This window comes from Paraburkholderia podalyriae (genome assembly GCF_014397785.1).
GTDB lineage: Bacteria > Pseudomonadota > Gammaproteobacteria > Burkholderiales > Burkholderiaceae > Paraburkholderia > Paraburkholderia podalyriae.
Window position 1 is genome coordinate 1 of record NZ_VZQQ01000037.1, and the last position, 21,164, is coordinate 21,164.

Consider the following 21,164-nt stretch of genomic DNA (forward strand, 5'->3'; position numbering starts at 1 on the left):
TGCCGAGGCTCGAGCGGATCAGCATCAGCTTGCGGCCGTAGAGGTCGGCGAGCTTGCCCCACAGCGGCGCGACGAGCGCGGCACTGAAGAAGGTCGCGCCGAACGCGGCGCCGGACCACTGCACGATCGCCGCGTGATCCTTTACGCCGAGCTGCTCGACGTAGAGCGGCAGGAACGGCAGCAGCAGCGTCATCGCGACGATGGTCGTGAACGAGCCGAACACGCACACGCCGAGATTGCGCTGCCAATGCGCGGCCGCTTCGTCGGCCGGCGGGGCGGCCGTGGCGGACGCGGCGGCCTGCGCCTGCGGCGGCACCGGTTCGGCCGATGGGACGTCGAGCTTGCGATTCATCTTCGAGACTTTCCAGGGTGATCAGGGGCCGTTCGAGCTATCGAAAGCATCGTAACGGGCCGCAGTGCCATCAGGCAGTCAACCCATCATCCTGGTATCGCTACTACCTCTTCGGAACTTGCGGGCCCGGCTGCGCCTCGTTGTCAACTAGTGGCCCGCGGGCGACGTGCTGTGCGACGTCTGCGGCGCGGCCGCCGCCGATGCCGCCGCATCCGATACCCCCACCGCACCACCCGGCAGGTCGGCCGGCTTCGTCGAACTTACCGCATCCGGATAGAGCTGCATCAGCACGCGCAGCACACCATTGGTCCAGCCGAAGCCGTCCTGTAGCGGATACTCGCCGCCGCCCGCGGACTTGTCGCTCGCGTCGACGTCGTACTTCTCGACCAGCTTGCCGGTGCGCTGGTAGTACGCGACGTCCGTGCGGATCCAGCGCGTCGCGATATCGCGCGCGAGTTCCGGCTCGCTATAGCGGCGCAGCCCCATCACCGCGAGGTACTGCAGCGGCGCCCAGCCGTTCGGTTCGTCCCACTGCTGGGCGGTGTTGGTCCGCGTCGTCGCGAGACCGCCCGGGCGCAGCAGATCGCGCCGGATCGTCTGCGCCACTTCACGCGCGTCGTTGCGTGTCGCGACGCCGGCGTAAAGCGGATACACGGTCGCGGCGGTGAGCCGGTGCGTCAGCGTGCCGTGCACGAAGTCGTAGTCGCCGAATGCGTGCAGTTGCGGATCCCACAGGACGCGGCGGATTGCATCCGCGCGCACGCGGGCGCGCAGTTCGAGGTTCTCGGCGTGGCCTGCATCGCCGGTCACACGGTAGGCTTTCGCAAGCGTGCGTTCGAGGTCCACCATCAGGCAGTTCAGGTCCACCGGCACTAGCGACGTCACATCAATGGTCGCGAGCGTCTTGCCGTCGGCGAACCAGCGTGAGCTGAAGTCCCAGCCGGTTTCGCCGCCCGCGCGCAGATTGCGCCACAAATCCTGCGCATCGCGTTGCGGCATCTGCTGCGCCGTCATCACATCCTCGCGGTACGACTCGTCACGTGGCGCCGCGCGCTCGTCCCAGTAGCGATTGAGCAGCGTGCCGTCGGCGAGGCGTACAAGATGGTGCGACGCGTTGCCAGCCGCGAGATGCTCGCTGCCGGCCATCCAGTACGCGTACTCACGCCGCAGCTCGGGCAGATAGCGGGCGTAGACCTGATCGCCCTCTTTGCGCGCGACCAGCTGCACCATCTGCGCGAAGAACGGCGGCTGCGAACGGCTAAGGTAATACGTGCGATTGCCGTTGGGGATGTGGCCATAGCGGTCGATCAACGTCGAGAAATTGTTCAGCTCGTCGTCGACGAGCGCATGCTGGCCGCTCACGTCTAGCCCCAGCAGGATGAAGTACGAATCCCAGTAGTAAATCTCGTCGAAGCGGTCGCCCGGCACGATGTACGACGATGGTAGCGGCAACAGCGACGAGTACGGGTTGGCGCTTGCGTCCGGCTCGCGGCGCAGCACGCTCCACAGCGTATCGATGTGCGAGGTGACGCTCTCGTTGGGATCGGACACGTAGCGCTTCGGCGCGCGCGGGGGCAGCGTGAAGCGCTGTTCGACAAATTGCTTCAGGTCGAACAGCGGCTGCGCGCGCCGGCTGGTGTAGTCGGCGATGATCTGCGTCGGCGGCTGGTTCGGCGACATATCGGCAAACGTCTTGCTGTCCGGGTATAGATACGCGAGTTCGACGTCGCGGTACAGCTCGCCATACAGCTCGGACGGTGGCGTTGGCACGACCGGCGACGGCTGTGCATGATCCGTGTTTTCGCCGTGCCGGACGGCGGCGCTGCTGGCGGCATTCGCGGCGGCGGCCGATGCGGGCAGCGTAACGGGCGGCACGACCGGCTGCGTCTGCGTGTACATCGGCGCGGATTGCGCGCTGACGCTGATGCTTGCAGCGAGCGCCAGCGCGGCGGCCACGCAGGCGACAGCGCGGCGGTACGGCCACGCGACAAACGACGAACAGGGGAAATCGTAACGAGATGGCATCGGCGGACCCGTTAAGGACGACTGTGACGTCGACGTAGGCGGCCCGCCGCGCGTGCCGATCACACGCTGCATGCTACGGCGGGGCTTCAAGGGGGTCTCGCTAGCAAATGCGGGGCCCGCTTCGCAAAACGATGTCGCGCGCAAGCGGTTCTTGACAAACTGCGCTTAAGGAATGAGCCTTCACCAGACCGCGCATCCCGCCCGGGCTCGCCGGCATTCGGAATCCAGCGCAGCCCGGTCGCCGGTCCGGTGCCAGCTTGCGGTCCGGTCATTTTAAGCGGAAACCCGCCGTTAGCCTCCGGTCCGGAATCCTAATGAAGCCGCTTTCGCGCGCAGATCCGCGAAGCGGTCCGCCGTCGGGCTGAGCGCCAGCTTTTGCGATTGATCGATCGCCGATAGCGAGCTGGATGGCGACGGCGCGATTGCCCCCAGGCAGGTTCCGCCGAACGGCCCCTGGGCGATCGTGAACGCGGGGGCGTCGGTGCGTGGGGCGTCGGTGAAATCGAGCGCGTAGGCCAGATTGACCGTCGCCGGATCGCTGCCGCGCACGCCGAGCGACTGCAGGCCGAAGCGCCACTGCAGGAGCGCGTGAATCGAGCTGGGATCGAACGGATAGCGCGTGATCGCGCCTGCGCGCACGCGCGGCCCAAGCAGCGCGAGCGGCACGCGAAAACCGAGCTTGCCGTCGTTGCCGAGCGTGAGCTCGTCGTTGCTGATCGGCCTCGTGGGCGGCACCACGTGCTCGAGAAAGCCGCCCCATTCGTCGTAGACGACGATCATCAGCGTGCGGCTCCACGTCGGGCTCGTGCGCAGCGCCTCGTAGACCTGACCGAGAAACGCCTCGCCGTCGCGGATGTCCGCATGCGGATGATCGTCGGTGGAAACGCCTTCCGGCTCGCCGGTGAAAGACGGCTCGACCATGCAGAATGGCGGCAGCGTCCCCGTCGCCGCATTCAGGAGGAATTCCGCGAACGGGCGCGAAATGCCGACATACCGCGTGCCATAAAGCGCCGTGAACGGTACGTCGTGATAGTAGTAGTTACAATCGACATTCGCGTCGCTCAGCTTGTCCCAGATCGTCGCGAGCGACGACGTGTCGGTGCGGTCATCGAGCCGGTCCGTCGCGCCGCTATGCAGGTACAGGCGATTGGGAAACGTGCTGGTCAGGATGCCGCTGAAGTAGAAGTCGCCGATCGTGTAACTGCTCGCCACGGCTTTGAAGAATTGCAGATCGGCCGACGTGTAGTAACCGATAGGCAGCAGGTCGCCCTGGTGCAGACTCGTGCCCGGCGTGAGCAGCCAGCCATTCATCGCACCCGAAGCCAGTTGCGTGCGAGCCCCTGCGAAGCCGTGATTGGGGTCCAGGTAGGCGCACGCCTGATACCCGTACGCCGGATTCGCCGACAGCGAAAACGGCGTTTGCGTCGCGCCGAACGCGTCCTTGAACTGCCGGTTCGCGGGCATGCCCTCCGCGCCTGGCACCCAGCCGAGGAAATGGTCGAACGAACGATTTTCCATTGTGACGAGCACGATGAAGTCGATGCCAGAGCTGGCCGGCGCGGGCAACGCCGGACGCGGCAAGCTATAGCGGTCGTCGGCGTCGGGCGAGGGAATGTCGGTAATCGAGCGCGCGGGGTCGCCGCCGCCGTCCGCCCCCGATCCGCCGTCTCCCACCGATCCACCGCCGCCGCAACCCGGAAGCGCAACGCTGCCGGCCACTGCGGCTACGCCAGCAAGAAAGCGGCGGCGGTCGTATTTGTGATTCTGGTGAGTCTCGTCTCCCATGACACGCCTCCTGGTTCGATCCGGCGCGGGAATCCGTCCATGCCTGCCCGCCGCGAACGCGCGCGCCGATTCGAACGGCGGGCGGTCGTTGGTAGCAAGTTTCAAACCCGAGGTATCGGAGGGTCGCTGCGATGGGGCATGCATTGGCGGGCATTGAACGCCAGCGCCCTAGATCTCCACGCGCGCCCCCACTTCGATCACGCGATTGGCCGGCAGTTTGAAGAACGCCGCGATATTGCCCACGTTGTGCAGCATCACCGCGAAAAGCCGCTCGCGCCATAACGCCATGCCGTGCCCGCGTTTGGGCACGACGTCCGCGCGGCTCAAGAACCACGAGGTGTCCTCCAGATCGAAGGCGAGTTCCGGCGCTCTGTAGGCGGCCAACGTCCGCGGCAAGTCCACTTCGTCCTTGAATCCGTAGTTCACCGTTGCGTGCCAACAGCCCGCGCACAGCGGCTCGATCTGCACGCGCTCGCTTTCGGCCACCCACGGCACGCTCTTCGTGATCACGCTGAGGAAAACCGTGCGCTCATGCAGTACACGGTTGTGCCGCAGGTTGTTGACTAGCGCGTGCGGCACCGCTTCGACGTTCGGCGTGAGGAAGATCGCCGTGCCGCCCACGCGCGTCGGCGACTTTTCGAGCAGCGAAGTCAGATACGGCTTGAGCGGTGTCTTTCCCGCCCGCACGCGCGCTTCGGCCAGCATCATTTCCCAGCCGCGTCCCCACGTCGCCATGACCGAGAACACGATCGCGCCGATCACGAGCGGGAACCAGCCGCCATCCACGATCTTGAGCAGATTCGCCGAGAAGAACAACGCGTCGATCACGAAGAAGAACGCGGTGGACAGCAGGCAGACCAGCCAGTTGTAGCGCCATGCGTAACGCACGACGAAGAACGTGAGGAACGTTGTTATCAGCATCGTGCCGGTCACGGCGATGCCGTACGCGGACCCGAGCGCCGTGGACGAGCGAAAGCCCAGCACCGCCGCAACCACGGCGATCAGCAGGATCCAGTTGATGCCGGGCACGTAGATTTGCCCGATCTCGCGCTCCGACGTATGCACGATGTTCATGCGCGGCAGGAAGGAAAGCTGCATGGCCTGCATCGTCATCGAATAGGTGCCCGAAATAACGGCCTGCGACGCGATCACAGTGGCGATCGTCGCCAGCACGATCATCGGCACGATGGCCCATTGCGGGAAGAGCCGGTAGAACGGGTTTTGCACCGCGCCGGGGTTCGCTAGCAGCAGTGCGCCCTGGCCCAGATAGTTGAGCGCGAGCGCGGGAAAAACGACGCCGAACCACGTAAGACGAATGGGCCGCTTGCCGAAATGGCCCATGTCCGCGTAGAGCGCCTCGGCGCCCGTGAGCGAGAGCACGACCGCGCCGAGCGCGACGAACGCGAGCCAGCGGTGATGCATGCAAAACCTGAGCCCTTCCAGCGGATTGAGCGCGTAAAGCACGACCGGCGCGGCCATGATATTCGCGACGCCCGCCACGCCGATCACGACGAACCAGAGCACCATCACCGGCCCGAACACGGCGCCGATTCCGCCCGTGCCGTGTTTTTGCGTGACGAACAGGATGACGAGCGCGGCGAGCGTCACCGGAATCACATAGGTCTTCAGCGCGGGCTCGACGACTTCGAGCCCTTCCACGGCGCTCAGCACGGAAATGGCCGGCGTGATCACGCTGTCGCCGAAGAAGAGCGCCGCGCCCATCACGCCCACCACGAGTAGTCCACGACGCAAACGCGGCCGCGACACGATCGACGACGCCGCGAGCGCGAGCAGCGCCATGATGCCGCCTTCGCCGTGATTATTCGCCCGCAGGATCAACACGACGTACTTGAGCGACACGACGATCATCAGCGACCAGAAGATCAGCGAAACGATGCCGACGATATTGAAGGCATTGAGCGTGAGACCATTGCTGGGATCGAACACGGTGGCGAGCGTATAAAGCGGGCTCGTGCCGATATCGCCATAGACCACGCCGAGCGCCGCCAGCGCGAGCGCCGGGAGAGCCGGTGAGGTTTCGCCGTGGCCGTTCTTCGCCGGCGCGGCGGTTGCGGGGTGTCCCATGTCTCCCTCCTCATACGAATCGCGCGTGGGCCATGACGGCCGCGCCGCGTGCTCGCTTCGATTCTTTCGAACTGTGCGCTAGAGGAAGTATAGAAATTTCCGGCGGAAATGCGCTTCGCGCGGCCCATGTCACGCATGGCGCCGTGCTTTCGCGAAACTGTTTTCGGGTTCGGCTGGAGGTTTACGGCATCACGACAAGCGCGGTGTGCATTCCCGCTGCATAGTGTCCCGGCTTGTTGCAGATCAGCGCGTGGTGGCCGGGCGCAAGCTTGAATGACACGCGCTTGCTCTTGCCCGGCGCGATATCTTCGACTTCGCCGATCTTTTTCAGCCTGCGCTCCAGAACCTGTCCTTTGCTGACGGGGAGTGCATCGTCCGAGAGATCGGTCTTGAGCACAACGAGTTCGTGTTCCATGTCGTTGTCCGCGGAATTCTTGACTTCAAGCGTGATGCGACCCGCCTTCACATTGTGCGTCCCGAGCTGGATCGAGTCCGATAGCAAGGTCGCGTTGACGGTTTGCTCCGCCCAGCTTGCATGCGATGTCATCCCGAGTGCGATCACACTGGCGAGCATAGTGAATCTGTAAGTGGCATACATGGCCGCCTCCTTTGCACCGACATATCGCGCGTGGCTCGCGTCGAGCGATTGCCGGCGCAATTCCTTGAGTGCGCAAGTGCCCCTGCCAGTGCGATGGCATAGCGCTTTGCGCGGCACGCGATATCTCTGGTAAACGTGCATGGTGGAAGGCATATTCCATGAGCCCGCTGGCGGGCGGCTCATCAACCAAAAAATTTGATAGCAAACGTTGTCTACGCCGCATTTTTCGCCGTTTACCTGGATTACGCTGACCTTCCGCTGCAAACAGCAGATATTCATTCCAAGAAAATGAACAGCTTCGATTCGACCATCGAAACCTATCTGTCCAACCTGCACTTCGGCCATTTCGCGACCCAATCCATACAAGCCATCGCGGACCTGCACATCTTTAAAGGCCTGGTACTGATTCCCGTGCTGTGGTGGATGTGGTTCCAGCAAGACGAGCGCCGCGAATGGCGGCGCGAAATGGTTGTCGCGACGCTTCTTAGCGGCGTCGTGGGTCTGTTCGTCGGAAGACTGCTGGCTCACTGGTTGCCGTTCAGAGTGCGCCCCGTCTATAGCACCAAACTTCATCTGCAGTTCGCAAGCGGCGCGACCAAGGGCGCGGCGTTGACAGACTGGAGTTCGTTCCCAAGCGATCACGCAATGCTATGGATGGCGGTCGCCACCGGCATCTTCCTCGTGTGGCGGCGCATCGGTGTGCTGGCGATGCTCTATACCGCGCTGTTCATCTGCCTTCCGCGCGCCTATCCCGGCTTTCACTATCCAACCGATTTGCTGGCAGGCGCCGCCATGGGAATCGTGATTACCGTTGTCATGACGCGAGATGCCATCCGCGTGCGCTACGCGACTCCGGCACTGCGATGGATCGAACACCATCCGGGACCTCCTGCGATGCTGGCCTTTATCTTGTGTGTCGAACTCATCACCCAGTTCGAAGAACTGCGTGCTCTGGCGTGCGGCGTGTTCAAACATCTATGACTGGCGCTATGCGGCGCGGCGTCGATTGCCTGTTGGTCGTTCGCTGAGATGTTCTTACTCACACGTTGTACCGACCTCCGTTCGCGAATCCCGGCAAATGTCAACGGCTGCTCACCGTACCCGGCGCAGCTTGTCAGCAAACCGCCTCGTCTGTCCGCCTCGAAGGCGACGTGCCGGCATGTTCGCCGAGTTCCATGATTTCCACGAGCCGCCGCTGGTAGTGCTCCGGCAGATACTCCGCGAGCGAGTACCTTCTGCGCTTGTCCGCCAGATGCATCGCCAGTCGATCCAGCGCCAGCGTGAAGCTCTCCGGCTGAGACCGGAATTTGATCTTGTTGCCCACCGCGTCGCCGGTCGTTGCCATGCTGCCGCCGTCGTCGCGCCCGCGAATGGCTCAAGTCATTTCGCCGCCAGGGTTTCCCCTGCTTCTCCTCACCAGAAAACATCCTAATATCAATGAGTTAAAACTAACTAATTCATCAATTAGTCAGGTGCCTATGCCCCAGACCGCGCGTTCACGAATGGGTCGCCGTCCTCATCCGCAGGACTTCGACGCACGCGAACATCTGCTCGATGTCGCGGTGGCGCTGTTCGCCGAGCGCGGTATCGCCAACACGACGGTTGCGCAGATCGCCGCGGCGAGCGGCGTCACGTCCGCGATGGTGCACTACTGGTTCCAGACGCGCGAAAAGCTGCTCGACGCATTGGTCGAGGAAAGGCTCGTCGCCGCGTTCGGCGCGATCTGGGACCCGGTCGATCCCGAACACGACGATCCGCTCGCGCTGACGCAAGGCATCGTCAAACGCATGTTCGATGTCACCGAAACCATGCCGTGGCTGCCCTCGCTATGGCTGCGCGAAATCGTCAACGAAGGCGGCCTGCTGCGCGAGCGCGCGTTTGCGCACATCCCCGTGCAAAAGCTCGCCGCGTTCGGCCAGAGCATCGCGCGCGGCTGCGCATCGGGTCAGTTGAACCCGCGGCTCGAACCATTGCTGCTGTTCAACTCGGTACTTGCTCTGGTGATGCTGCCGCAGGCAACCGCCAGAATCTGGCAGCGCCTGAATCCGCGCACCTCGTTCGATCGCGCGACGCTCGAACGACACGTCTTCGCGTTGCTCACGCAAGGCATCAGCGCAACCGCGGCGGCCAAGGCCACAGGCACGGCCGCGTCGACGGTGCGCCGGGCGAAAAGGCAGCCGTCATGACGGTGCTCGCCAACTCGTCCGGACGCGCCGCGTTGCTTGCGCTCTGCATCGTGTGCGCGAGCTGTTCGCGACCACCGGCGAACACGTGGCAAGGTTATGTGGAAGGCGAGTTCCTGTACCTCGCGTCTTCGCAAGCGGGACAGTTGACCGAGCTCGCGGTGTCGCGCGGGCAGACCGTCGCGCAGAATGCGCCGCTCTTCGCGCTCGAAGCGCGCAACGAAACCGAGGCCGTGGCACAGGCCAACGAGCAACTGGCCTCGGCCCGCGCCCAACTGGCCGACCTTGGAACCGGTAAGCGTCCGCCGGAAGTCGACGTAACGCGCGCGCAACTCGTGCAAGCCGAAGCCGACGCGGCGCGCGCCGCGACGCAGTTCCGCCGCGACGAACAGCAACTCGGCGCGGGCGGCATCGCGCAAAGCCAGCTCGACGACTCGCACGCGAACGCGCTGTCGAGCGCCGCACGCGTGCGCGAGCTGCAAAGCCAGCTCACCGTCGCGCGTCTGCCCGGACGGGTCGAGCAGATCCGCGCGCAACAGGCGCAGGTCGATGCGGCGCAGGCCCAGCTCGGCCAGGCCCAATGGAAGCTCGATCAGAAAACCGTGCACACGCCGCACGCGGGCCTCGTGTTCGACACCATGTATCGCAGCGGCGAATGGGTGCCGGCCGGCAGCCCCGTCGTGCGCATGCTGCCGCCGGAAAACGTCAAGGTGCGCTTCTTCGTGCCCCAGGGGGTGGTCGGCTCGCTCGCGCCGGGCCGTCGCGTATCGATTCATTGCGACGGTTGCGCCGCTGACGTACCAGCCGTGCTCAGCTTCATTTCCGACCAGGCGGAGTACACGCCGCCGGTGATCTTCAGCAACGAAAGCCGCGCGAAGCTCGTGTTCATGCTCGAAGCCCGACCCCAGATCGCCGACGCGCCGAAGCTGCGGCCCGGCCAGCCCGTCACGGTCACGCTGCAATGAATTCCCCCGCGACCTCCGGTAAGCCGAGCGACCCCGTATACGCGATCGACGTGCACGGGTTGAACAAGCATTTCGGCTCGAAGCACGTGGTCGACGACGTCACGCTGCGCGTGCAGCGCGGCGAGATTTTCGGCTTTCTCGGCCCGAATGGCAGCGGCAAGACCACCTGCATCCGCATGATGTGCGGGCTGCTGACGCCGGATTCCGGCAGCGGCACCTGTCTCGGCTACGACATCGTGCAGGACAGCGCGCAGATCAAGCGGCGCACCGGCTATATGACGCAGCGCTTCTCCTATTGGGAAGATCTGTCGATCCGCGAAAACCTCGACTTCGTCGCGCGCATCTACGAGATGAAAAACCGCCGCGAAGCGGTGGACCGTGCGCTCGAACAGCTTGGCCTTCAGAGCCGCGCGAAGCAACTGGCCGGCGCGCTGTCGGGCGGCTGGAAGCAGCGTCTGGCGCTGGCCGCCTGCATGCTGCATGAGCCGGAACTGCTGCTGCTCGACGAACCGACCGCGGGTGTCGACCCGAGCGCCCGTCGCGACTTCTGGGAAGAGTTGCACCGCCTTGCGGCACGCGGCATCTCGGTGCTCGTCAGCACGCACTATATGGACGAAGCGGAACGCTGCCACAAGCTCGCCTATATCGCGTACGGCAAGCTGCTCGCGCAGGGCACGTCGAAACAGGTCATCGATTCGCAAGGGCTCGTGACGTGGGCCGTGTACGGCGCGAACCTCGTCGAGCTCGGCGACCGGCTGCGCCGCTCGCCCGGCGTCGAGCAGACCGTGGCGTTCGGTTCGTCGCTGCACGTGAGCGGTCCCGACACGCCGGAACTCCACGCGACGATCGACCAGCTGGGTCACTCGGACCCGGCGCTGCGGATCGAAAGACAGGAAACCGGCCTCGAGGACGTGTTCATCTTCATGATGAACCGCTCGACCGACAATTACGCCACCCCTTCCGGGAAGCCGACATCGTGAATTCCGCACGCCGCCTTCCGCGTTTTTCGCTGATGCGTTGGTGGAGCATCGTGCGCAAGGAGTTTTTGCAACTGAAGCGCGACCGCATCACGTTTGCGATGATGATCGTCCTGCCGATCATGCAGATGGCGCTGTTCGGCTTCGCGATCAATACCGACCCCAAGCATCTGCCGACCGCCGTGATCGCCGCCGATCACAGCGAATTCACGCGCAGCTTCGTGATGGCGATGCGCAATTCCGATTACTTCGACATCGTGTCGACGCTGCCCGACGAAGCGTCCGGCCGCCGCGCGCTCGCGCAGGGCAAGGTGCTGTTCGTGCTGAACGTCCCCGTCGGTTTCACGCGCGATCTGGCCAAGGGCGCGCGGCCATCGCTGCTCGTCGAAGCCGACGCGACGGACCCGACCGCGGTGGGCACCGCGCTTGGCGCGCTGCCGTCGATCGCGCAATCCGTGTTGCAGAAAGACCTGACGGGTCCGTTGTCGTCGCTGGCGGTCGGCCCCGCCGCTTTCGATGTTCTATTGCACCGGCTGTACAACCCCGAGAGCATCACCCAGTACAACGTGGTGCCCGGCCTGATGGGTGTGATCCTGACGATGACGATGGTGATGATGACGGGCCTTGCGATCACGCGCGAACGCGAGCGCGGCACGATGGAAAATCTGCTCGCCACGCCGGTACTGCCGCTCGAAGTCATGACCGGCAAGATCGTGCCCTACGTGGCGATCGGTCTGGTTCAGGTCAGCATCATTGTCGCGGCGGCGCGCTTCGTGTTCAACGTGCCGTTCGAAGGCAGTCTGATCGCGCTGTATCTGTCCGCCCTGCTGTTCGTCGCGGCCAATCTGACGATCGGCATTACGCTGTCGTCGCTCGCGCAGAACCAGTTGCAGGCCATGCAGCTGACGATGTTCTATTTTCTGCCCAACATCCTGCTGTCGGGCTTCATGTTCCCGTTCGCGGGCATGCCGAACTGGGCGCAGTACATCGGCAACCTGTTGCCGCTCACCTACTTCAACCGGCTCGTGCGCGGCATTCTGCTCAAGGGCGTCGGTTGGGCCGACATGTGGCCGCACGTGTGGCCACTGCTGATCTTTCTGTTCGTCGTAATGGGTATCGCCGTGAAGTTCTATCGGCGCACGCTCGATTGAGGAAGGCCTGCAATGTGTTCCGCTCCTGGCTTTCGTGTCGTGGTATTTCGCCGCGCGGCTTGTTGGTCCCAGCGTCCCGCCATGCGCCGGCTCGCCGGCTTCTGCGCAAGCGCGGCATTGTGCGCGTGCACCGTCGGCCCGGATTTCCATCGACCCGACATGACCAGCGTGTCGAGCTATACGGCCGCGCCGCTTGCGGCAAGCACCGTCGCATCCGACGGTCCCGGCGGCGCCGCGCAACACTTCGTGCCGACGGATGTGCCCGGCGACGGCTGGTGGCGCGCCTTCGGCTCGCCGGTGCTGAACGCGCTCGTGCAACAGGCGCTCGACGACAGCCCGACGCTCGCGCAAGCCCGCGCGAAACTCGACGAAGCGCAACAGGACTATCGCGCGCAGGCGGGCGGCACGCTATGGCCGCAAGTGGACGCGAACCTGTCGACCACGCGCGAGAAAATCGATCCCGAGGCGCTCGGCTTCGGCCAGCTGACGCAGGGCCGCTCGTTTGCGCCGTTCACGCTGTACAGCGCCCAGGTCACGGTGTCGTACACGCTCGATCTGTTCGGCGCGAATCGACGCGCGCTCGAAGCGGTGGCCGCGCAGGTCGACTATCAGCAATACGAACTCGAAGCCGCGCGTTTGACGGTCGCGGGCAATGTCGTGACGGCGGCGATCCGGCATGCGTCGCTCGCGCGGCAGATCGCCGTCACCGAAGCGCTGCTCGCGAACCAGACGCAGCAACTCGATATTGCTGAACACCGCTATCGCGCGGGCGGTATCTCCGAGGTCGATCTGCTGAGCCAGCGCACGCTCGTGCAGCAAACCCGCGCGACGTTACCGCCGTTGCGCACGCAGATCGCGCAGACCGATCACCTACTCGCGATCTATCTGGGACGCGCGCCGGCGGAACTGAGCGCCACGCACGAGCTCGCCGCGCTCGACCTCGATACGCTCGTGCTGCCGGCCGATCTGCCGCTGACGTTGCCGTCGACGCTCGCGCAGCAGCGGCCCGACATTCGCGCATCCGAGGCGCTGTTGCATCAGGCGAGCGCGAATATCGGCGTCGCGACCGCGAACCTCTATCCGCGCATCACGCTGTCGGGCAACGCGGCGACCGAACGCGTCAACGTGTCCGACCTGCTGACGGGCTTCAACGTGTGGAATTTCGGCGCGGGTCTCACGCAGCCGCTGTTTCACGGCGGTGAGCTGCTGGCGCGCAAGCGTTCGTCCGAGGCGGCCTGGCAAGCGGCGCTCGCGGTCTACAAGCAAACCGTGCTGCAGGGACTGCAACAGGTCGCCGACGCGCTGCGCGCGCTCGATCAGGACGCGCTTGCGTTGCAGGCGCTCGATGCGGCTCAACGCAGCGCGCAACGCAGCGCCGGTATCGCGAGTCAGCGGTATGCGGCAGGCGGCATCAGTCAATTGACGCTGCTCGATACGCAGCGCCAGGCATTGCAGACCGGACTCGATCGCACCAAAGCCGCCGCGCAGCGTTATGCCGATACCGCCGCGCTGTATCAGGCGCTCGGGGCGCGGCCCTGAGTCATCGGTTTGCCGCCGCGTCGCGCCGCAGCCTGTTCAGCACGAGGTACGCGAACGAGCCGATCACGATGCCCCAGAACGCGGAGCCGAGTCCGAGGAATGTCATGCCGGATGCGGTCGCGAGAAACGTGATGACCGAGGCCTCGCGATGGTCTTCGTCCTGGATCGCGCCCATCACGTTCGTCGTGATGGCCCCGATCAACGCGAGGCCCGCCAGAATCGCGACGAACTCCTTCGGCAGCATCGCGAACAGCGCGACGATCGCGCCGGCGAACGTGCCACCGAGCAGATAGAACACGCCGTTCGCAATCCCCGCGATATAGCGCTTGTCCGGGTCGTCGTGCGCATCCTTGCCGGTGCACAGCGCCGCGGTGATCGCGGCGATCACGATCGTGATGCCGCCGAAAAACGCCACGCCGATCGAGGCGATGCTCGTCGCGGTGATGATCGGCCGGGCCGGCGTGTGATAGCCGGACACGCGCAGAATCGCCATCCCCGGCAGAAACTGCCCGGTCAGACTGACGACCACGAGCGGCAACGCAAGACTCAGCGTCGAACTCAGCGTCCATTCGGGTTTGATGAAGATCGGCCGCGTGACTTGCAGCGGCAACGCGCTTAGGTGCGCGGCGCCGAGCGCGATGGCGAGCACCGTTCCCGTCAGCAGCACGAGCACGATGCAATAGCGCGGCAGCAGGCGCCTGAACACGATGTACGCGCCGATCATGCCGAACGCCAACGCGGGCATCGACGCCACCGCCTTGAACGCATGCGTGCCGAACTGCAGCAGGATGCCCGCCATCATCGCGCAGGCGATGCCCTTCGGAATGCTGCGCACCATCCGGTCGAAATAGCCCGATACGCCGATCAGCAGGATGATCACGGCCGCGGTGAGGTACGCGCCCACCGCCTGATGCAGCGTCAATGCGGGGAACAATCCGACCAGCAGCGCAGTGCCGGGCGCGGACCACGCGGTCACGACCGGCACTTTCAGCTTCCAGCTCGCGAAGATGCCGGAGACCGCCGCGCCGATCGAGATGCCCCATACCCACGACGCGACCATCTCGATGGGCAGGTGGGCCGCTTGCGCCGCCTGGAAGAAGATCACGAGCGGGCCCGCGTATGAAATCAGCACGGCCAGAAAGCCGGCCACGATGGCGGACACGGACCAGTCGGCCGCAACGGCGCGCGTGGTCGGCGCCTGGCTAGGGGTGGGATTCATCGTCGATGTGGGTCAAGGCGGCCCGCTGTCGTCGACGTGCGCCCGGCGGCGCGTGTCAACGCAAGTCACCGCAAGTCACCGGAGTCGTTCCGGGCCGATAGTATGAAGGACAATCGCCGCGCGGCCTATCGGCACGGTTCGGCGCCCGCCGCGCGCTAGCCCTGATCGCCGCCGCCGACCGGCAGCACGGTGCCGGTGATATACGACGCTTCATCGGAAGCGAGGAACAGGATCGCGCCGACCTGTTCGTCGATCGTGCCGTAGCGATGCATCAGGCTCGACGCGATCGTCTGATCGACGATGCCCTGATACCACGTCGCTTCGTGATCGCTTTGCGGCGCCGTATTGCGCGGCACGCGGCGCGGCGGCGCTTCGGTGCCGCCGGTCGCGACCGCGTTGACACGGATGCCGTGCCCGGCATGTTCGAATGCGAGGCTCGCGGTCAGCGCGTTGACGCCGCCCTTCGACGCCGCATACGGCACGCGATAAATACTGCGCGTCGCAATCGACGACACGTTGACGATTGCCCCGCTCGCGCGCTTGAGCATCGCGGGCAACACCGCGTGGCAGCACCACAGCGTCGGGAACAGCGAGCGCCGCACCTCGGCCTCGATCTGCTCCGCTTCATATTCCTCGTACGGCTTCGCCCAGATCGTGCCGCCGACGTTGTTGACGAGTGCGTCGATGCGGCCGAACGCATCGATGGCGAAGGCCGTCATCGCCGCCGCGCCCGCATAGGTTTCGAGGTCGGCGATGAACGCGCGCGCGTCGCCGCCGGCGCGCGCAATCTCGTCGGCCACCTCGTGCACGATCGGCGAACGATCGACCAGCACCACAGCCGCGCCCTCACCCGCCGCGCGCAACGCGACGCCACGGCCGATGCCCTGGCCCGCGCCGGTCACGACGAGCACTTTGTCCTTGAAACGATCGATAAAGGTCGAAGTCATGCTACGTTGCTCGCCGAGAATTTTTCGTAGTAGAAGCTCGCGGGCTCGACGCTGCTGTCGCGCAGCCAGCCCTGCACCGCTTCGACCATCGCAACCGGGCCGCACAGGTAGACATCGACGTCGCCGTCGTTCAGCCATTCGCGGTCGACGTGCGCGGTCACGTAGCCCTTGCGCGCGTGACTGCTCGCGGAATCGACGACACAGGTGCGATAGCTGAAGTCTGGCAGCGTGCGCTGCGCTGCTTCGATCTGTTCGAGCGCAACCAGATCGATGTCGTTGGTCACGCCGTACACGAGGCGCACCGGCTGCGTGTTGCCGCTCGCTTTCAGCACATCGAGCATCGACAGGAACGGCGCGATGCCGGTGCCGCCCGCGAGGAACAGCACCGGACGTTGCGGGTCGCGCAGATAGAAGCTGCCATACGGGCCCGTGAGGCCGATGCGCTGCCCCGGCTGCGCGTCGCGGCTCAGATAGCCGCTCATCTTGCCGTCCGGCACGTTGCGCACGACGAACGCCGCGCGCGTCACGCCCGGCGCCGAACTGAACGAATACGACCGGCTCTCGCCGCTCGCGCCCGGAATCTCGACGTTCACGTACTGACCCGCGAGAAAGCTCGGTGCGCTCGCGCCGTCGATATCGATCGAGAATTGAATCGTCGAATCCGACAGCGGCTCGACCGCCGCGAGCGTGCCTTCGAAACGCGACACGCCGGTCTTGCACGCCGCCGATGACGCCTGCACGCGAATCACGAGGTCCGAGCGCGGCCGGGTCTGGCACGCGAGGATATAGCCCTTGCCCGCTTCCTCAGCGGTCAACGCGTCCTCCACGTAGCTCGACTCGGGCATGTCGTACGCGCCCGATTCGCACAGCCCGCGACACGTGCCGCACGCGCCTTCACGGCAATCGAGCGGAATGTTGATCTTCTGCCGGTACGCGGCGTCCGACAGCGTTTCATTGTCGCGGCAGTTGATGAAGCGCGTGACGCCGTCTTCGAACTGAAGTGCAATAGTGTGTTCCATGGCCTGTCTCCTGCAACCGCGCCGGCTAGATGTGGTAGATGTCGATGACCTGATTGATGTAGTCGTTCTTCAGCACGACGTACTTGCTCAGGATTTGCGGCTGCGCGCCGTTGAAGTCGATCACGTAGCGCGACATGCCGAAGTAGCTGTAGTTCGTCCTGTAACGATGGCTCAGCGTGTGCCAGTTGAAGCGCACCTTGTACACGCCGTTGTCCTCGCTCTCCACTTCGACGTTGGCGACGTTGTGGCTCGTGCGCGTGTCGGGCATCGTCGCGCTGGAACGTTCGGTCTTGATGCGGAACACGCGGTCTTCCAGACCCTGGCGGTTCGGATAGTAGATCAGCGAAATCTCGCGCTGCGGATCGGTGACGAGCTTGTCCTCGTCGTCCCACGACGGCATCCAGAACGACGCGTCCGGGTGATAGCAGGCGAGCCACTCGTCCCATTGCTCGTCGTCGAGCAGGCGGCTTTCGCGGAACAGGAAAGCCTGAATATCGGTGATGGCGATGTTGCTCATGCGCGGCTCCGCGGCGCATGCAGCGCCTTTTTCATCGTGTCGATCCAGTAGCGGTGCTGCACCGTGTAGAGGCCCTCGTCCTCGGTCTTTACACCGCTCATCACCGGCTTGAGGCCGATCTTTTGCGCGGCTTCGTCCGCGCCGTCGATCCAGTGCTTCGAACCGCGGCACATGTCGTTCCATTCGACAGCGCGGCCTGCGTAGCCCAACTGGCAGGCGCGGAATTCCTCGAGGTCGTCGGGCGTTGCCATGCCGCTCACGTTGAAGAAGTCCTCGTATTGACGGATGCGGCGCGAGCGCGCTTCGTCGGACTCGCCCTTCGGCGCGATGCAGTAGATCGTCACCTCGGTCTTGTTGACCGACAGCGGTCGCAGCACGCGAATCTGCGAACCGAACTGGTCCATCAGATACACGTTCGGATAGAGGCACAAGTTGCGCGAGTTCTGGATCATCCAGTCCGCGCGCTCGGTGCCGCAGCGCGCGGCGAATTCGTCGCGGCGGCTGAAGTTCGGCCTGTCTTCGGGATTCGTCCAACGCGTCCACAGCAGCATGTGACCGTACTCGAACGCATAGAAGCCGCCGCCCTGACGGCCCCAGCTGCCGGCATCCATCGCGCGGATCTTGTCTTCGCGCGCGTTCTCTTCCTTGCGATGATTGGTCGTCGCCGCGTAATTCCAATGCACGGCCGACACGTGATAGCCGTCCGCGCCGTTTTCCGCGGTCAGCTTCCAGTTGCCTTCGTACGTGTACGTCGACGAGCCGCGCAGCACTTCGAGGCCCTGTTCCGACTGGTCGACGATCATGTCGATGATGCGCGCGGCCTCGCCGAGGAACGTCTCGAGCGGCGGCACGTCGTCGCTGAGGCTGCCGAACAGGAAGCCGCGATAGTTGCCGAAGCGCGCGAGCTTCTTCAGGTCGTGCGAGCCTTCCTTGTTGAAGCAGTCGGGATAGCCCGCGCCCTCGGGGTCTTTGACCTTCAGCAGCTTGCCGCTGTTGTTGAAGGTCCAGCCGTGGAACGGACACGTATAAGTTGCCTTGTTACCGCGCTTGTGGCGGCACAGCATCGCGCCGCGATGCGTGCACGAGTTGATGAACGCGTTCAGCTCGCCCTGACGATTGCGTGCGATCACGACCGGCTGACGGCCCATGTAGGTCGTGAAGTAATCGTTGTTGTTCGGAATCTGGCTCTCATGAGCCAGGTAAATCCAGTTGCCCTCGAAAATGTGCTGCATTTCGAGTTCGAACAGACGCTCGTCGGTAAACGCGCTGCGATGCAGGCGGTAATCGCCGCGCTCGCGGTCTTCCACGAGAAAGTCGTCGATGTTCTTCAGTTGCGGAGTGTGATCCGGGTAGATCGGAATCATGCCTGTCTCCTGATTCGGACTGTCGGTATGCGTGCGATGCACGCGTATAGGAAGCGGCCTGCCTGCCGGGAGGCCGGTGGCCGTTGGTCTTTTCACGTCGGGGGAGCGGAGGCGGTGCGCCTCCGGGATGGCGTCAGGGCGTCGCGCGCATGCGTTCGGCCTTGGTGGACAACCCCTTCATCAGGGTTGCGATTTCAGCATGTCTCATTGCTGCTCCTGAACTCGTTGCTGGTCTTGGATCCATGTGCGAGGGTTGGCCTGCGCCGTCTCCCCGGGGCCGGGCGAAGCTTCGGACCGGGCCCGGGCGTCAATGCCCGGGAGGTATAATTTTTGGGGCGTCTACGGTAACTGAAGGATAGTTCTACGCCATTTGCATCGTCCAACACTGATTTAGTATCGCGACGATACTTAGAAGGTATTTCTATGGAACTGCGCCATTTGCGCTACTTCGTGGCCGTCGCCGAGGAATGCAATGTCACGAGAGCCGCCAAACGGCTGCACATTGCGCAACCGCCGCTGAGCCGGCAGATCCAGCAGCTCGAGGAGACGCTCGGCGTGCAGCTGTTCGAGCGCAACTCGCGGCCGCTGAAGCTGACCGAGGCCGGCCGCTTCCTGTATTCGCACGCGGTCCAACTGCTCGCGCAGACGTCGGAAATCGAGGCGATGACGCGGCGCGTCGGCAAGATCGAGCGCAGTTTGTCGGTGGGCTTCGTCGGCTCGACGCTGTACGGCATGCTGCCGAAAATCATCCGCCGCTTTCGCACCGAGAACAGCACCGTCGAGCTGAGCCTGCACGAGATGTCGACGATGGATCAGATCAAGGCGCTCAAGGAAGGCCGCATCGACGTCGGCTTCGGCCGCATTCGTCACGAAGACCCGAGCATCCGGCGCGTCGTGCTGCGCGAGGAGCGGATGATCGTCGCGCTGCCGCTCGATCATCCGCTGATCGACGCGAAGCCGGTGCTGTCGCTGCACGACCTGACCAGCGAAACCCTGATCATCTTCCCGAAGGCGCCGCGGCCGAGTTTCGCGGATCAGGTGCTCGCCGCGTTTCACGATCGCGGCCTGAAGCCACAGCGGCTCTACGAGACGCGCGAGTTGCAGATCGCACTCGGCCTCGTCGGCGCGGGCGAAGGCATCGCGATCGTGCCGGCGAGCGTCTACGGCTTGCAGCGCGGCGACGTCGCCTACAAGGACCTCGACGATCAGAACCTCGTGTCGCCCATCATCATGAGCATGCGCATGCTCGACGAATCGGCCGACATCCGGCGCATGCTCGAACTGATCTACGCGCTGTACGACGAAGAGCACATGACCTATCTGCCGCCTTCGCATCAGTAGTGCGGGTTGCTGTTTCGCCGGCTCGACGGCCAGGCGGGCGTTGCCGTAACGAAGTTGTATGGACAAAATATCAACCACGGTATAGACCGCGGGTATACGCCAAAATTCGCGGCTGCGTCCGCAGCCCTTCAATCAGCCTGTCTCGCCTATCTACAAAGGCTTACAAGCCTATTCTCCGCTCCTCCGCGCGCGCCCGTAGGCACTAACCCCGATTGCCGCTCGTTGCCTGTCCGGGATAATTTGTCTATACAACATCGCACCTCGCAGTAGCCCTCCCGGAGACTTTATGAAGAAACTCGCCTTGTCCCTCGCCCTCGCGCTCGCTGCCAGCGGCGCCTTCGCCAAAGATTGGTCCACGGTCCGCTTCGGCGTGGATGCGAGCTACGCGCCGTTCGAATCAAAAGCGACCGATGGCAAGCTGGTCGGCTTCGACGTCGACCTCGGCACCGAAATCTGCCGCCGTCTGAACGCGAAGTGCGTGTGGGTCGAGCAGGACTTCGACAGCATGATTCCGGCACTGAAGGCGAAGAAGTTCGACGGCGTGCTGTCGTCGATGTCGATGACGCCGCAACGCGCCGAACAGATCGCTTTCTCGTCGAAGCTGTTCAACACGCCGACGCGCCTCGTCGCGAAGAAGGGCTCGGGCATCCTGCCGACCGCTGAATCGCTGAAGGGCAAGACGGTGGGCGTCGAACAGGGCACCATCCAGGAAACCTACGCGAAGACCTACTGGGAACCGAAAGGCGTGAAGGTCGTGCCGTACCAGAATCAGGACCAGGTCTATACCGACCTGCAGTCGGGCCGTCTGGACGCAGCGCTGCAGGACGCGGTGCAGGCCGAGCAGGGCTTCCTGAAGACGCCGCGCGGCGCGGGCTTCGACTTCGTCGGCAAGGACATCGACGATCCGAAGATCCTCGGCAGCGGCGCCGGCATCGGCATGCGCAAGGAAGACGCCGATCTGAAGACGAAGCTCGATAAGGCGATCGCCGACATGATCAAGGACGGCACCTACAAGAAGATCGAGAAGAAGTACTTCGACTTCGACGTGTACGGCGGTTAAGCCCGCGCCCGACCCCACGAGCCCGCTTCAAGAGCCC

Annotated in this window: 19 protein-coding genes; 8 read left to right on the forward strand and 11 right to left on the reverse strand. The window is 64.3% G+C overall.

Translation table 11 applies throughout. The annotated features are described in order from the left end of the window. The 5 genes from F6X42_RS29720 to F6X42_RS29740 all read right to left on the reverse strand — a co-directional run. Window positions 1-352: MFS transporter (locus tag F6X42_RS29720; RefSeq protein ID WP_376776455.1), on the reverse strand; the 352-nt coding region annotated here is incomplete at its 3' end. Between the two features lie 147 nt (window positions 353-499). After that, window positions 500-2,377: an alpha,alpha-trehalase TreA gene (treA, locus tag F6X42_RS29725; RefSeq protein ID WP_222945772.1), complete on the reverse strand. Its 1,878-nt coding sequence runs from the start codon at window positions 2,375-2,377 to the stop codon at window positions 500-502. A gap of 291 nt (window positions 2,378-2,668) precedes the next feature. After that, window positions 2,669-4,162, reverse strand: a complete 1,494-nt coding sequence (locus F6X42_RS29730) for an alkaline phosphatase family protein (protein WP_187637615.1) — start codon at window positions 4,160-4,162, stop codon at window positions 2,669-2,671. 168 nt (window positions 4,163-4,330) lie between these two features. Next, complete coding sequence (locus F6X42_RS29735; RefSeq protein ID WP_187637616.1) at window positions 4,331-6,247, reverse strand: potassium transporter Kup; 1,917 nt, start codon at window positions 6,245-6,247, stop codon at window positions 4,331-4,333. 181 nt (window positions 6,248-6,428) lie between these two features. Beyond that, entirely contained in the window at window positions 6,429-6,845 is a 417-nt protein-coding gene (locus tag F6X42_RS29740) for a plastocyanin/azurin family copper-binding protein (RefSeq protein WP_187637671.1), read from the reverse strand. Between the two features lie 288 nt (window positions 6,846-7,133). On the opposite strand from F6X42_RS29740, the gene F6X42_RS29745 reads away from it, so the two are divergent. Further along, entirely contained in the window at window positions 7,134-7,826 is a 693-nt protein-coding gene (locus F6X42_RS29745; protein WP_187637617.1) for a phosphatase PAP2 family protein, read from the forward strand. Between the two features lie 133 nt (window positions 7,827-7,959). Here F6X42_RS29745 and F6X42_RS29750 read toward each other — a convergent pair whose 3' ends face one another. Further along, the gene (locus F6X42_RS29750; protein ID WP_187637618.1) at window positions 7,960-8,190 is read right to left on the reverse strand and encodes a hypothetical protein; all 231 of its coding nucleotides are present in this window, start codon (window positions 8,188-8,190) and stop codon (window positions 7,960-7,962) included. Window positions 8,191-8,347: 157 nt separating this feature from the next. On the opposite strand from F6X42_RS29750, the gene F6X42_RS29755 reads away from it, so the two are divergent. The 5 genes from F6X42_RS29755 to F6X42_RS29775 all read left to right on the forward strand — a co-directional run bounded on the left by F6X42_RS29755 (window position 8,348) and on the right by F6X42_RS29775 (window position 13,660). Beyond that, window positions 8,348-9,031: a TetR/AcrR family transcriptional regulator gene (locus F6X42_RS29755; RefSeq protein WP_187637619.1), complete on the forward strand. Its 684-nt coding sequence runs from the start codon at window positions 8,348-8,350 to the stop codon at window positions 9,029-9,031. Then, the gene (locus tag F6X42_RS29760; RefSeq protein ID WP_187637620.1) at window positions 9,028-9,993 is read left to right on the forward strand and encodes an HlyD family secretion protein; all 966 of its coding nucleotides are present in this window, start codon (window positions 9,028-9,030) and stop codon (window positions 9,991-9,993) included. The genes F6X42_RS29755 and F6X42_RS29760 overlap by 4 nt, the downstream gene beginning before the upstream one ends. After that, window positions 9,990-10,973, forward strand: a complete 984-nt coding sequence (locus F6X42_RS29765) for an ABC transporter ATP-binding protein (protein WP_187637621.1) — start codon at window positions 9,990-9,992, stop codon at window positions 10,971-10,973. Before F6X42_RS29760 ends, F6X42_RS29765 begins: the two co-directional genes overlap by 4 nt. 32 nt (window positions 10,974-11,005) lie before the next feature. Continuing rightward, window positions 11,006-12,121 (forward strand): ABC transporter permease, encoded by a 1,116-nt coding sequence (locus F6X42_RS29770; RefSeq protein WP_187637672.1) that lies wholly within the window; start codon window positions 11,006-11,008, stop codon window positions 12,119-12,121. Between the two features lie 81 nt (window positions 12,122-12,202). Further along, complete coding sequence (locus tag F6X42_RS29775) at window positions 12,203-13,660, forward strand: efflux transporter outer membrane subunit (protein ID WP_246530277.1); 1,458 nt, start codon at window positions 12,203-12,205, stop codon at window positions 13,658-13,660. A gap of 1 nt (window position 13,661) precedes the next feature. Here the strand turns inward: F6X42_RS29775 and F6X42_RS29780 are convergent, their stop codons facing one another. The 5 genes from F6X42_RS29780 to benA form a co-directional block, all read right to left on the reverse strand. Beyond that, window positions 13,662-14,879: a benzoate/H(+) symporter BenE family transporter gene (locus F6X42_RS29780; RefSeq protein WP_187637623.1), complete on the reverse strand. Its 1,218-nt coding sequence runs from the start codon at window positions 14,877-14,879 to the stop codon at window positions 13,662-13,664. Window positions 14,880-15,034: 155 nt separating this feature from the next. After that, on the reverse strand, window positions 15,035-15,826 hold the full coding sequence (locus tag F6X42_RS29785) for a 1,6-dihydroxycyclohexa-2,4-diene-1-carboxylate dehydrogenase (protein ID WP_187637624.1): 792 nt from the start codon (window positions 15,824-15,826) through the stop codon (window positions 15,035-15,037). Next, window positions 15,823-16,845 carry a benzoate 1,2-dioxygenase electron transfer component BenC gene (gene benC, locus F6X42_RS29790; protein ID WP_187637625.1) on the reverse strand — a complete coding sequence of 341 codons (1,023 nt, stop codon included), beginning with the start codon at window positions 16,843-16,845 and terminating at the stop codon, window positions 15,823-15,825. Before benC ends, F6X42_RS29785 begins: the two co-directional genes overlap by 4 nt. A 25-nt stretch (window positions 16,846-16,870) precedes the next feature. Beyond that, complete coding sequence (benB, locus tag F6X42_RS29795; protein WP_187637626.1) at window positions 16,871-17,362, reverse strand: benzoate 1,2-dioxygenase small subunit; 492 nt, start codon at window positions 17,360-17,362, stop codon at window positions 16,871-16,873. Beyond that, window positions 17,359-18,726, reverse strand: coding sequence for a benzoate 1,2-dioxygenase large subunit (gene benA / locus F6X42_RS29800; RefSeq protein ID WP_187637627.1), 1,368 nt, complete (start codon window positions 18,724-18,726; stop codon window positions 17,359-17,361). Before benA ends, benB begins: the two co-directional genes overlap by 4 nt. Before the next feature lie 423 nt (window positions 18,727-19,149). On the opposite strand from benA, the gene F6X42_RS29805 reads away from it, so the two are divergent. After that, on the forward strand, window positions 19,150-20,067 hold the full coding sequence (locus F6X42_RS29805; RefSeq protein WP_187637628.1) for a LysR family transcriptional regulator: 918 nt from the start codon (window positions 19,150-19,152) through the stop codon (window positions 20,065-20,067). A gap of 286 nt (window positions 20,068-20,353) precedes the next feature. Then, window positions 20,354-21,127, forward strand: a complete 774-nt coding sequence (locus F6X42_RS29810; protein WP_187637629.1) for an ABC transporter substrate-binding protein — start codon at window positions 20,354-20,356, stop codon at window positions 21,125-21,127. The last annotated feature ends 37 nt before the right edge of the window (window positions 21,128-21,164 follow it).